Annotated in this window: 10 protein-coding genes; 4 read left to right on the top strand and 6 right to left on the bottom strand. The window is 39.4% G+C overall.

Going from position 1 to position 13,567, the window contains the following annotated elements:
• The first annotated feature begins 55 nt into the window (after positions 1–55).
• Both SOI76_RS15260 and SOI76_RS15265 read left to right on the top strand, forming a co-directional pair.
• Positions 56–877 (top strand): hypothetical protein, encoded by an 822-nt coding sequence (locus SOI76_RS15260; RefSeq protein WP_104080741.1) that lies wholly within the window; start codon positions 56–58, stop codon positions 875–877.
• A gap of 9 nt (positions 878–886) precedes the next feature.
• Positions 887–1,804, top strand: a complete 918-nt coding sequence (locus tag SOI76_RS15265) for a mechanosensitive ion channel family protein (RefSeq protein ID WP_104080742.1) — start codon at positions 887–889, stop codon at positions 1,802–1,804.
• Here the strand turns inward: SOI76_RS15265 and SOI76_RS15270 are convergent.
• Positions 1,794–4,595: a DUF2339 domain-containing protein gene (locus SOI76_RS15270; protein WP_104080743.1), complete on the bottom strand. Its 2,802-nt coding sequence runs from the start codon at positions 4,593–4,595 to the stop codon at positions 1,794–1,796. The two genes, SOI76_RS15265 and SOI76_RS15270, sit on opposite strands and share 11 nt — an antisense overlap.
• A gap of 154 nt (positions 4,596–4,749) precedes the next feature.
• Between SOI76_RS15270 and polA the strand changes: the two genes are divergently transcribed.
• Positions 4,750–7,521, top strand: coding sequence for a DNA polymerase I (polA, locus tag SOI76_RS15275; protein WP_104080744.1), 2,772 nt, complete (start codon positions 4,750–4,752; stop codon positions 7,519–7,521).
• 53 nt (positions 7,522–7,574) lie between these two features.
• Here polA and SOI76_RS15280 read toward each other — a convergent pair whose 3' ends face one another.
• Genes SOI76_RS15280 through ppx form a run of 5 tightly spaced genes read right to left on the bottom strand, consistent with a single transcriptional unit; the run spans position 7,575 to position 12,674 of the window.
• Entirely contained in the window at positions 7,575–8,144 is a 570-nt protein-coding gene (locus SOI76_RS15280; protein WP_016142164.1) for a YggT family protein, read from the bottom strand.
• A 21-nt stretch (positions 8,145–8,165) separates the two neighbouring features.
• The gene (gene proC / locus SOI76_RS15285) at positions 8,166–9,002 is read right to left on the bottom strand and encodes a pyrroline-5-carboxylate reductase (RefSeq protein WP_079284416.1); all 837 of its coding nucleotides are present in this window, start codon (positions 9,000–9,002) and stop codon (positions 8,166–8,168) included.
• Entirely contained in the window at positions 8,977–10,257 is a 1,281-nt protein-coding gene (gene tilS, locus SOI76_RS15290; RefSeq protein ID WP_250621080.1) for a tRNA lysidine(34) synthetase TilS, read from the bottom strand. Before tilS ends, proC begins: the two co-directional genes overlap by 26 nt.
• A 56-nt stretch (positions 10,258–10,313) precedes the next feature.
• Entirely contained in the window at positions 10,314–11,135 is an 822-nt protein-coding gene (gene accA / locus SOI76_RS15295; RefSeq protein WP_005066304.1) for an acetyl-CoA carboxylase carboxyltransferase subunit alpha, read from the bottom strand.
• A gap of 18 nt (positions 11,136–11,153) precedes the next feature.
• Entirely contained in the window at positions 11,154–12,674 is a 1,521-nt protein-coding gene (ppx, locus tag SOI76_RS15300) for an exopolyphosphatase (protein WP_002117171.1), read from the bottom strand.
• A 276-nt stretch (positions 12,675–12,950) separates the two neighbouring features.
• Between ppx and trxA the strand changes: the two genes are divergently transcribed.
• Positions 12,951–13,277 (top strand): thioredoxin, encoded by a 327-nt coding sequence (gene trxA / locus SOI76_RS15305; protein WP_016142169.1) that lies wholly within the window; start codon positions 12,951–12,953, stop codon positions 13,275–13,277.
• Positions 13,278–13,567: the final 290 nt, after the last annotated feature.

Consider the following 13,567-nt stretch of genomic DNA (forward strand, 5'->3'; position numbering starts at 1 on the left):
TAAGCAGATTACAGCGTGAAGTCTGTTTAACAACTCGGTAGAGGAATTTTGCGTCTTGTTTGAAAATAATGAATATCAGCCTCGCCCCCAGAATTCTTTAAAATGGTGGGGAGAACAAAACTTTGAAATTAACCAATCCAAAGCATGGCAATTCGGTTCAATGCTCTTTCGTTTAACACGTGGCATAAAAGAATGGCGCATCGAATATTATCGTCCGTCTCTCCAAGACGATAATGAACAAGATTGGCACCCCGTTGCCGATCCTCATTTTGCCTTTCCACATACGGTTCAAGTAGAACGTTACATGTTTCGAAAGACCAACCCAGAATTTTTACTGATGCCACGTCTGGCAGATCGTTCTGTGGTTATTAAACCTGTTGATCCTATTTATATTCCAGCAGGCCAACGTGGGACTTTATATATAAGTACACCATTATGGATCGCAGGTTTAGTTGAAAGTCAGCATGAGCCTTTATTTGAGATTCCTGTGATTCAACCTAAAGACACATGGTTCGGTCCAAATGCCCAACAAGGTGAAATTTGTTATGCCACGTCGGTAGATGGGCGTACCGATTTGAATCTATTAACACCACGCGCTTTCCGTGCTGTTACTCCAATCGACTTTCACAACACCAGTAATCATCAATTACGCTTTGATCGTATGAATGTGCCAGTTACCGCTCTGCCTCTTTTTTATAGTGAAAGTACAGGTCGTTTATGGACTTCTCAAATCAAAGTTTACTATGAAGGCTCTGACCGCCCCGCACGCATTCGTATTGAAAATCGTACGCCACCTCTTGCTGGTGAAGTAACCTATGTTCACCCACCACGTTCACCTGGTGGAGCACTATTTAATATGTTTGATTCATTCTTTTAAGAGGTTTATATGGCTGATTCAAATATTCCAAAAGATATCGCTGATAGCCTCAAAAGTATATTTACCAATATCAATACCGAACGTATTAGTGAAATTTTAGTCGCTGTTGTACTGTGTTTCATTGGCTTTGTTCTTGCGCGTATTATTTCTAATACGTTTATTAGAACTGTTGGCTCACGTTTTAATGCTCACCAACGCCTTGTATGGCGCCGTGGTATTTTTTATTTCATTTTCTTACTCTTCATTATGACGAGTTTAAAAGAAGCTGGGTTCAAACTTAGTGTATTCCTCGGTGCAGCAGGGATTCTAACCGTAGCACTCGGTTTCGCATCACAAACTTCTGCCAGTAACTTAATTAGTGGCTTATTCTTGATTGGCGAAGGTTCATTTGAAGTCGGCGATACCATTCAGATCACCCTCATCCGTGGCAATACAATTGAAGGTGAAGTCATCTCAATTGATTTGCTTTCTGTAAAGTTACTTACACTCGACAATGTCTATATTCGTTTGCCAAATGAACAACTTATTCGTGCACCCGTACATAACTTATCTAAATATCCAATACGGCGCATTCCCATTACACTTGCAATCAACTTTCATGAAGACATTATTAAAGTCCGCGAGGTTCTGCTTGATGTGGCAGCCCATTATCCGCTTGTGTTGGATGACCCAAAACCTGCAGTTACGGTTACCGCATTCAGGGAATCATCGATTGAACTTTTATTTGCAATGTGGTGTAGACAAGAAAACTCTTTAAAAGTTCGGGATGAGATGCAAGAACGAATTCGAAATGGATTTTTAGACAACCAGATCGAAATTCCTGTTCCTAAAATGGGACTAATTGATCGACCATCTACTGTTTTCGCTGAAGATGATATCGATCAATACAGTAATCAAAAAGAGTTAAAACAAGAGCCTAAAGCTTAGGCTCTTGTTTTCTTTGTATAGAAGACGGTGGTAATGGCGCAAGATAAGCAATAATCAACATTACCCCACCTGCTCCAATAAATGAAATCACCCGAGTTAATGTCGCACTTTGCGATAGATCAAGCAAAATCAACTTTAATACGACTATTCCTAAAAGTGCAGCGCCAACAAACCACAATTGACGAATCATTTTGCGACTTGAGAAGGTAGTTAAAATGAATGCCAAGATTACCCAGAGCAATGTCAAACTTAACTGCACTACGCCATTTGTCCAAATTGCAGCACTCCAGAGTGGCGTTGCCCAGTAATGGTGCAAACCTCTGACCACCACACTACTGAATACTAATAATCCCACAAGAATTGTTGTAATTTTAAAAATCCACTCTAGTGATTTATCTTGATCAAAAGCATGTTGATAAATAATAAAGAGCAGACCTGCAAATACTACAATAGAAAGAAAATCAGTTAAGTTAAATAAAGGAATAAAATAAAGATACTGGGCAGAATGCATATCAACACTGACTACAAGCAACCAGACCAAGCTTAGGCACCACACCGGAATTTGATGTAACAATGTAGTTTTATGAGCCTTATACGCCCAAAGCGAATAAACCACAGGGATAAAAGCCAGAGCAACAACTGGCATTTGTGGAAAGATTGCCAGACCAGTCACGGCTAATGCTAACCAACTTAAACCTGCCCAGACTTTTAAGTATCCGGACTCATCCGACTGCGGTTGAGCCATAATAAATAAGGCACTTAGAATAATGGTAGCGACTAGAAAAGCACCCTGCTGTAATATACTCGGCCATTTAAAGATGATGAATACTTGACTGGTAAAGGCTTCACCCAAAACTAACAACAGTAACAGGCTAATTAAAATTAACTGCAAACTTTGCCATTGCACACGAAGTTTATAGTGAACGATTGCGCTAAATATTGCTATTAGAACTACGGCGAACATCAAATATGGACTCAAAGCATGATGATGCCATGCCATTATTTCTACGCCAGCTACAGCACCCGAATACATTCCTAAACACAAGAAAATGCCACTAAACATGCTTGCGCTAAAATAGCGTTGCTCTTTACTGTTGTATTGCAATAAATAAAAGGCAGAAATAAATTGAGCAATTGCATAGATGCTTGTGCTTAGCGTTGGAAACTCTTCATTGGCCCACACCTGATAAAACAGCGCAATAGAGCTAAGTAAAACTAAAACCACACCAATATATCGGCTTAAACGGTAGCGTTCAGTTACTCCCCAAACAATTAAAGCCGTACCTTGGGCAACCCAACCAATCGCTGTCCAATGTGCTCCTTTTGCAAGTGGAAAGATTAAGGCAAAAAATGCAACAGCGAGGATGAAAAAGCTTTTGGCAAGAACTGAAAGCTGAGGGTGAGTTTTTTTAATCCAGAACGTTAATAGCGCATATGTACCAGCCAAAACAGCAGCCCCAATCGTCAACGCTTGTGTAGACTCATGTACTAAGTAGGCATGAAGGGTAAAGCCCAGTACTGGCACACTAAAAATAAGACCAACATCTAAGAGCGGAGGTAAACGAATGCCTTCTTGTTTTTCATGTGCTGACGTCCGAGATATATTTTGGCTATAACGAATACTAAGCCAAATAAACAGCGCGATATGGCACCACAAAATCCAGTCTAATGTATTAAATTTTTCGGGTTCTGCATAAAATGCGATTGCACTACCACCAATAAACATTGTTGCAAAGAAAGCAATTTGATTTAAGATTTTCCAAGGCTGAATAAAATTAACCGCAGCAACTGCTAAGTTAATTACTAAGTAGTAGCTAAATAGGAAGGTTACATCAGGGCGATATTGCGGAATAACTAAAGGAGCCGCATAAGCCATACCCAGTGCTAATATTGCCAAATAAATAGCTTGTTGTTTTAAGCTCAGGAATACCGTAATAGCTAATAAAATCGTAAACAGAATACTCGCTGTAGTTAGGTTGGCAATTACACCAAAATGATGTGAGAACACAAGTGTCAGGAATACAACAGCCAGCCCGACACCTTGCAATGCCACAGCAAACAGCTGATTTTTCTTTTGCAATGTATACCCAAATGCCGTTAACACACCTCCAGCAATCGCAATAAATCCAAGCTTCACACCTAAACTAAGTTGCCAATGCTCACTTGCAAAACGTAATAACAACACCACCCCAACCATAAGCACAGCAACAGCAACTCTTAAGATTGGATTACCATGAACCATCCAATCTACGGCTGGTTGCCACCATGCGGTCTGAACATGTGCTGGTTGTTCTGTTTGATTGAAAGTTGCCGTTCCCGCTGGGACTAGCGTATCCGTATTGTTAGAACTAACTTGGTCTATTACAGGATTTATAACTTCTGTTTGTATTGTCTCATTTACATGAACAGTTTGTTTTGCTGATTCGAGGTACAACAGTCGAGTATGAAATGCACTGATGGTTTGAATTAAACATAATAATAAAACCAGTAAAGCCCCGCCAGCAATCCACATCCAATGATTGATATAAGCAACTAATGCAACCAAGGCGGCTGCATAAATCACTGTTCTTTGCATATGAATAGAATAAAGTGGGGTTTTCTGCTGAGAAAACTGCTGTTCTAAATGAGTTAAGCGCTCATGCAGATTTGACAGCAATTGAACCAGAATAACAGTAAGTGCAATAGATAAAGCCACAACCGCACTCTGAAATTTAAAACCAATTGAAATGGCTAAAAACAAAGTCAAAGCGATCAAAACAATGATCATTCCCTGTTTGTCTTTTTTATACATGGGCTTAGCAATATGACACCTTCATTACAAGTCATCTTACTTCAAGCCAATACAAGCGTATATTTATACATACAAAATACTGCAAAAATCATAAACCTGCATTCATAGCCGTTTTCACGTAAAATACCCGTAATTCAGATTAAGGAATTGTTCAATGCCACCATTTGTCTTGGTTGATGGGTCCTATTTTTTATTTCGTGCATATCATGCATTACCACCATTGACAACCTCTACAGGGTTACATACCAATGCAATACGTGGGGCAATTTCTGCCATTCAAAAATTAATGCGCCGTATGCAGCCAACACATATGGCCGTCATTTTTGATACGCCTGAGCCAACTTTCCGCCACAAGCTGTCACCTATTTATAAAGGTGATCGCCCAACCATGCCAGAAGAGTTATCTCAACAGATTCCATATTTGCATGCATTGATTAAAGCTCAGGGGATTCCTTTATATAGTCTTCCGGGTGCAGAGGCAGATGACATTATCGGTACACTCGCTAAACGTGCCGTACTCGAAGGCCATCATGTACTTATCTCAACCGGAGATAAAGACATGGCTCAGCTCGTCAATGATCATGTAAAACTCGAAGACAGCTTTAAAGATCGTGTACTCGACACTGACGGTGTATTTGAAAAATTTGGGGTTTGGCCAAATCAAATTATCGATTACTTAACTCTTATGGGCGATGCATCTGACGGTATCATGGGTGTGCCTGGCGTTGGTGCAAAAACAGCAGCGAAGTTACTGACTGAATATGGCACTTTAGACAATATCATTGCCAATGCGGACCAACTTAAAGGCAAGATTAGCCAAAATATTAAAGATAATTTAGACAATATTAAGCTTGATCACCAGTTAGCTAGCATTGTTTGTGATCTTCCTTTAGAACTCGACTGGCATGAGTTAAAGCTTACTGATCCAAACATAGAAGCTCTACGTAATTTGTATACTGAGCTTGAATTTAGAAATCAGTTACAGTCACTTGATCATCCAAACAATCCAAACAGTTCTACTTATAAACAACAAGCTTCGCAGGCTATTGTTCAAAATGAAGTTAAACCTGCTGACTCTATAGAAACTGAAGATCAAGCAAGCTTAACTAGTCAAGATGACCAGCTTGGAACAGCAAATTATCACACTGTTTTAACCCAAGAAGCATGGGATCAACTCTGGCAACGCATGCAAAATGCCGATCATTTTGCTATTGATACAGAAACCACTAGTCTGGACTACCGTATTGCCGAGATGGTCGGTTTTTCAATCGCCTTTGATGCGAAAGATGCTTACTATGTTCCATTAGCGCATAATTATGAAAATGCGCCACAACAACTGGATCGTGATCAAATTCTGGCTCAAATTAAGCCTGTGCTAGAAAATGAAGCAATTAAAAAAATCGGACATCATCTTAAATATGATGCTCATATCTTTACCAATCATGGCATAGAACTTAAAGGCTGGTATTTCGATAGCATGCTGGCATCTTATGTTTTAAATGCAGCAGCGACTCGTCACGGCATGGATGATGTAGCGCGTGTCTACTTGAGTCACTTAACCACTACCTTTGAACAAATTGCTGGTAAGGGCGCTAAGCAAAAGACTTTCAATCAAATTGAGATTGAAGTTGCTGCTCACTATGCAGCAGAAGATGCGCATGTGACTTATCGTTTGTATGAAGTGCTTTCAAACAAACTTAAGCCATTTCCTGAGCTAGAAAACATTTTATATAACATCGAAATGCCAGTTGCCCGTATTTTATCGGGTATGGAAGAAGATGGTATTCGTCTAGATCATGCCTTCTTAGATAAATTAAGCGTTGAATTTGCAAAAACAATTGAAGGGCTTGAAAATCAAGCAATGGAAATTGCAGATGAAACTTTTAATATTGCATCTCCTAAACAAGTAGGCGAAATACTATTTGATAAATTAGGAATTAAAGGCGGTAAAAAAACTGCAACTGGACAATACAGCACCAGTGAAAGTGTTTTAGAAAAAATTGAACATCCTTTAGCGGAAATTATTCTAGAGCATCGTGGTTTAGCAAAGCTAAAAAGTACCTATACAGATCGTTTAGTTGAGCAATCTCATAACGACACGCATCGCGTACATACGAGCTATCACCAAGCACTGACAGCGACAGGCCGTCTCTCCTCGTCTGATCCTAACTTACAAAATATTCCGATTCGTAGACAAATTGGCCGTCAAATTCGTAAAGCCTTTATTGCACCAGAAGGCCGAGTACTATTGGCTGCCGATTACTCGCAAATTGAATTACGCTTAATGGCTCATTTTTCTCAAGATGAAGCGTTAGTGCATGCGTTCCAACATGGGCAAGATGTTCACCGCCGTACTGCTGCCGAAGTATTGGGTATTGATATCGAAGATGTGACCAATGACCAACGCCGTCAAGCGAAAGCAGTTAACTTTGGCCTACTTTATGGTATGTCTGAGTTTGGTTTGATTCGTCAATTAGGCTTTACACGTCAAGAATCGCAAAACTATATTAAGCAATATTTCCAACGCTATCCTGGCATCTATGAATATATGCAACGCACACGTCAAGTTGCATCAGAGCAAGGTTTTGTTGAAACCATTTTAGGTCGTCGCCTTTATACGCCTGATATTGATGCACGAAATGTGATGGTGCGTAAAGCTGCTGAACGTGCTGCGATCAATGCCCCTTTACAAGGTAGTGCGGCTGATATTATTAAACTTGCAATGATTGAAGTTGATAAAATCTTGCCAAAAGATCAAGCGAAGTTACTTCTTCAAGTACACGATGAATTAGTATTTGAAGCCGATCAAAATATTGCTGAAGAACTCTCCAAGCAAATCGCAAGTGTCATGGAATCTGTTGTAGAAATTTCTGTGCCTTTACTTGTTGAAGTTGGACAAGGGCTAAATTGGGATGATGCTCATTAATTAGCAAAAATAAAAAAGGGCTGTAAAATACAGCCCTTTTTTATTGCGTTAACTTAAAGTCCTGTTAAAAGAACTTTAGCTACTTCATTCATTAGGATCTCGGCAATATAAAGCGCCAAAAACGCTAAAATTGGAGATAAGTCAATCATTCCCATATTAGGCAATATACGGCGGAATGGCGCGAGTAATGGTTCAGCCAAATCTTGAATCACTTCAATATAAGGTGAACGCGATTGAGTGAACATAACCACCCAACTCAAAATGATTGTTGCAAAAATTAAATAACGGCAGAAACGAATTAAGTCCTGAATCATGGTCACAAAAGTCAGAATCACTAAATGAACCGGACTATTGGGCATAGAACCAGAAAGATACATCACACCGAAAATTTTCAGTAAATATAAAATAATTAAAAGAACCAACGCAGCCAAATTAAATCGGCCTTTTGCGACCGTCGGAAAAATTCGGCCAAAAATATCAACAATTTTAGTCGCCTTTACGGTCGATAAAACCACAGGATTATAAGGACTTACTGCCGCCAATTGCATTAAAAAACGGAAAAAGACCAATAAAATCGCGACATTAATTAAAATTCCAAAAATTAGCGCAGAATTTGCACCCATAGTTGTCTTATCCTATTTAAGCTATTTCGCACTGTCACTCAATTCTTGAGCCAATTCTTGACTACGCTTCTGTGCAGCAGCCAATGCAGATTGAATATTTTGGGAGATTTGTGCACGGTCAAAAACTTCAAGTGCAGCTTGAGTTGTACCATTTGGTGACGTCACGTTCTTACGTAGTTCAGAAGGAGTATTTGAACTGGTAATTGCCATTTGAGCTGCACCTAATGCCGTTTGTAGAGTCAACGCAGTTGCAACTTTCTCGTCAAGTCCTAAGTTTTTACCCGCACGGATCATACTTTCCATGAGATAAAAGAAATATGCCGGACCTGAGCCAGAAACCGCTGTTACTGCATCAATTTGAGCTTCGGAGTTTACCCAAATTGTTAAACCTGTGGCTGCTAAAATCTGACTTGTTAATTCACGATCCGAAGTACCAACTACATCATTTGCATAGATACCATGCGCACCAGTTTGAACTAGAGCTGGCGTATTTGGCATAACTCGAACAATTCGATTGCTATCAATTAAGTTTGATATTGTTTGGATTTCAGCACCAGCAATAATTGAAATAACCAATTTATCTGATAACAGACCTTTTAAAGGACGTAAAACTGTCGCCAAAACTTGTGGTTTTACTGCCAGTACAACAACATCAGCATTTTGAATTGCCGCCACATTATCTTGTGTCACATGGACTTCTTTTTCTTGCAATAGTTGGCGGATTTGCTCAACAGGATCTGAAACGGTAATACGTGTTGGCGGTAAACCTCTTGAAATGAGCCCACCAATCAAAGCTTGGGCCATATTACCACCACCAATAAAACAGATATTACTATTTACTGCACTTGTCATAACCATCTTCGCCATTTACCAGATTACAAGAATAAGAAATTAAATCTGGTTGCCATCCTCCTTGCTCACAATACGGAGACTGAGCCAACCAAAATCCTTTCGGTGTAAAAACCCCAAGCATAACATTATCTATGACTAATATTTGAATTGTATGACGAAGCCAAGGCAAAATATGTGCTTCTTGAATTGCTTTTTTTAATGGCCATTGCCCAACACGACCATATAAATGGACCTTTTCACCACCTTGGCGTCGAATAATTTTTAATTTTTTCTTTAATAAAGATGAAGATAAACCGATATTTGTTTGTGTAATTTGAAAATATCCTGAAGCACAGTGCACTATTTCCCCCATTTGGAAATAATGCTCTGTCTCGGTTTCAACTGGATTTAATTTTTCAGCAAGAAAAACTTGCTTACTCAACCTATAAAGATGATGTTGATAACGAACATAATAAAACTGGTTCCAGTGTAATGCCGCTTGTGCATCAGACTTTGAATCAATTACTTCATTTTTTAAACGCTCAACCATTTCGAATGCAGGTCGATATTGCCCATCACCTTTCATCCAAACCGAAAGCAATTGACGCTGACGGGCAGAAGATAGTTTTAATAGCTGAGTTAAATCCAAACATTCATCTGTACCACAATTTTGCAAATCAACTTTTAAAACTTCTTCTAAAATTTCAGAAGCATCTTGCATCAGATAGCTGGTACGACTAAGTGCTTGCTGCATTTTTGGAAATCGGTTTTGTAAGAAGGGCCAAAGTTCTTCACGCGACCATGCTCGATCATAATGGATATCGTAATTTGTAGGATCATCTACATACTCAATTTCAAGTTGAGTAGTCCACTCGGCAATCTGCTCACGGGTTAAATCCAAAAAAGGGCGCCAAATTGTCATATCAACACGATGATCAATAGACTGCATAGCAGCAAGCCCATCAACACCTGCACCCGACAATAAACGCAATATTACCGTTTCAGCCTGGTCTTGCTGATGATGAGCGAGCACTAAAATTTCATTGGCTTGCAAATGTTGTAGATAAGCGTGATAACGTGCCTGACGTGCTTGAGCTTCCAAATTACCGTCAGTAACTTGAACTTTTTGAATGGTATAAGGAATATTTAAATGAGTCGCTTGTCTAGCGACGAGTTCGCCCCACTCTGCACTTTTTGATTGCAGTTGATGATCTATGTAAATTATTCGGATCTTATGAGGGAAAATTTGAGACATCAAATGTAGTAGCAGCATTGAATCCATGCCGCCACTACATCCAATAAGAAAAGTACTATTTTCTAAAAACTCTTGAGCCTGTTTTAAGACGCGATGCCTAAATTTTCGCTGCCAAACTTCATTAAACGTTGATAACGTGCTTCGCATCGTTCATTTGCATCCATTGGTAGCAACTCATCCAAAGCTTGCTTCAAAACTACTTTTAGGTTTTGCATGACTTGCTCAGGGTCTAAATGAGCCCCCTCGCCTTCATCTACTACATATTCAACAATACCTAGAGATTGTAATTTATCTGCAGTCAAACCTAAAGCTTCACTTGCTTGAGCCGCTTTTTCAGCAGTTTTCCACAAAATAGATGCACAGCCTTCTGGCGAAATCACAGAATAAATACTATGTGACAACATAATTACTCGGTCAGCAACACCAATACCTAGAGCACCACCAGAACCGCCTTCACCGAGTACTGTTGCAACAACAGGAACTTTCAAACTTGAAAGTTGAGCAAGGCTAGTTGCAATTGCTTCTGCCTGTCCACGCTCTTCAGCACCAACACCTGGGTAAGCACCCATAGTATCAATAAATGTGAAGACCGGAAGGTTAAAGCGCTCTGCCATATCTAATAGGCGTTGAGATTTACGGTAACCCTCTGGATTAGCCATACCGAAGTTGTGCTTTAATTTTTCACGGGTACTACGACCACGGTGTTGGCCAATAACCATCACAGGCTGACCATCAAAACGAGCAAGACCACCTACCATCGCACCATCGTCACCAAACAAACGATCACCATGCAAGGCATCAAACTCTGTAAAGATTTCACCGACATAATCTAGAAACTGCGGACGATCAGGATGACGTGCAATTTGAACCGTTGTCCACGCTTTGGACTGAGTAGCTTTTTTCATAGGTCGAATATTATCCCTTTAATCGATAAATTTTTCCGACTGAATATTCAATTCAATGTCCCAATGCTTAAACTGCTCTTGCTCATCATGCAAGTCGGCAACTAACAATGGCCATTGTTTGGCATCACCAGAAACACTAAGTTGCCATTGTTGATCATTTATGATGGTCAGTTCAATGGCAGGAAGCATCTGATCACTTCGACTATGGTTGAGTAAAACTGCTAGGCGAAGTAATAAACATAAATAAAGTAATTTATGACCACCAGCCTTCAAAATTTCATTTTTTACATCATTTCGCAATTTACGACGGTGGTGAGCGACCAAATGTGAAAGGTGATTTTGATCAATTTGTGAGAAGCCCGGAATATCAGAATGCTGCAATAAATAAGCACCATGACGGTGATACCCACCATGACTAATCGCTAAACCAATTTCATGCAAATAGGCAGCTCGACGCAGTAAGTCACTGTCTTCACTCGTTAAATTGAGAGGTTCTGCAACACCATCAAATAATTGTTGTGCTGTATTTACAACTCGTTCTGCTTGTTTTGGATCAGCGTTATAACGCCCCATTAAGGCCTGTACACTACGATCACGGATATCTTCATGTTTAAAACGACCTAATAGGTCATACATGACTCCTTCACGTAATGCACCATCAGAATATGCCAAACGATCAATTTCTAAAACTTCAAAAACTGCGTACAAAATTGCCAATCCGGCTGGCAAAACTGCTCGTCGGTCTTCTCTTAACCCTTCAAAATCAATTTCAGAAATATTTTTAAACTTAAGTAATTTATCTTTGAGTTTATATAAGCCTTCTCGAGTAACGTTTTCTTGTTCATCACTTAAGCCCATATTTACCATAATTTGGCGGCAAGCTTTAATCGTTCCACTAGAACCAACGACAGTATCCCAACCTTCCATTTTATACGTTGTGGCAATAGCTGAAAGTTCTTTACGGGCAGCAACTACTGCTTTATCAAAGGCTTTTTGAGTGATTTCGCCATCGGCAAAGTAAGCTTTTGTATAAGCCACGCATCCCATTTGCAATGACTCTGTATAAATAGGTTCAAACTCTTCACCAATAATGAACTCGGTAGAACCACCACCAATATCTACAACTAAACGTCGACCACCATTTGCCATGGTATGTGATACACCAAGATAAATCAGGCGTGCTTCTTCTCGTCCGGCAATAATTTCGATAGGTTTAGGTAAAATTTCTGCCGCTTTTTGAATAAATTCATGACCATTTTTTGCCTGACGCAAGGCATTGGTCGCCACAATTCTTAAACGATTTGGTTGAACAGAACTTAATCTTCCAACAAAACGAGCCAAACACGCTAGGCCTCGTTGCTGAGCGGCTTCTGTTAAGTTTTTATTCTCGTCTAAACCAGCTGCAAGCTGTACTTTTTCTGACATCGAAGCAACTTTTTTAACTTCACCATGATCTACCCGTGCAATTGCAAGGTGAAAACTGTTCGACCCCATATCTATGGCGGCAAGTAATTCTTCATCAATCAGAAAGTCAGACATTATTGAACTAAACCCATAACAATTCACGCCTAGAGTAATTCACAAGAATGCAATTGAAAAGCCATTTTCATCAACAATTAGCTGTGATTTAAATTTTTCTATTTAGAAGTTGATTGTACAAGTCGATGATGAATATCGTGAGCATCCATTAGACAAATTTAGATAAGCCTTGAATAATAGCATCAAACCCTTACATTGAACTAAGTAGCTATGTAATACTGATAGAGATAATTTTCTCCTGTAATAGCACTTTTTTCTAAAAATTGGAGCCGTACCATGTCTGCAACTATTGTAAATACAACTGATGATAACTTCCAAGCAGATGTTTTAGATTCTGAAACACCTGTACTTGTTGACTTCTGGGCAGGATGGTGTGCTCCTTGTAAAGCGATCGCGCCTGTTCTTGAAGACCTATCAAGTGAATATGCTGGTAAAGTAAAAATTGTTAAAGTTGATGTGACTTCTTGCGAAGATACAGCAGTGAAATACAACATCCGTAACATTCCTGCTTTACTACTTTTCAAAAATGGTGAAGTTGTAGCTCAACAAATTGGTGCTGTACCTCGCTCTAAACTTGTTAGCTTTATTGATGAAAATGTTTAAGTCAAAATGCTAAAAAAGAAAATACGCTATACTTTTTTATAGCGTATTTTTTTCGCCTATAAATTGACAAATTTGCTAGGCTGGCTTATATTGCATGCTCAAGAGGCACTGAAGGGAATCATCTTCGTCCGGCTTCTTACAAGACACAAACATAAAGATCGCCACTCGGCAACAGAAATTGTTTTTTCACATTTCTCTTCGAAACAATTAATCAGACTTCTGAATTGTTATTGTGTAAATACAATTGCGATAATCTTTTTTGTATGCGAGCGATTTTTCTTCTTTTTAAA

Source organism: Acinetobacter pittii, assembly GCF_034064985.1.
Classification (GTDB): Bacteria; Pseudomonadota; Gammaproteobacteria; order Pseudomonadales; family Moraxellaceae; genus Acinetobacter; species Acinetobacter pittii_H.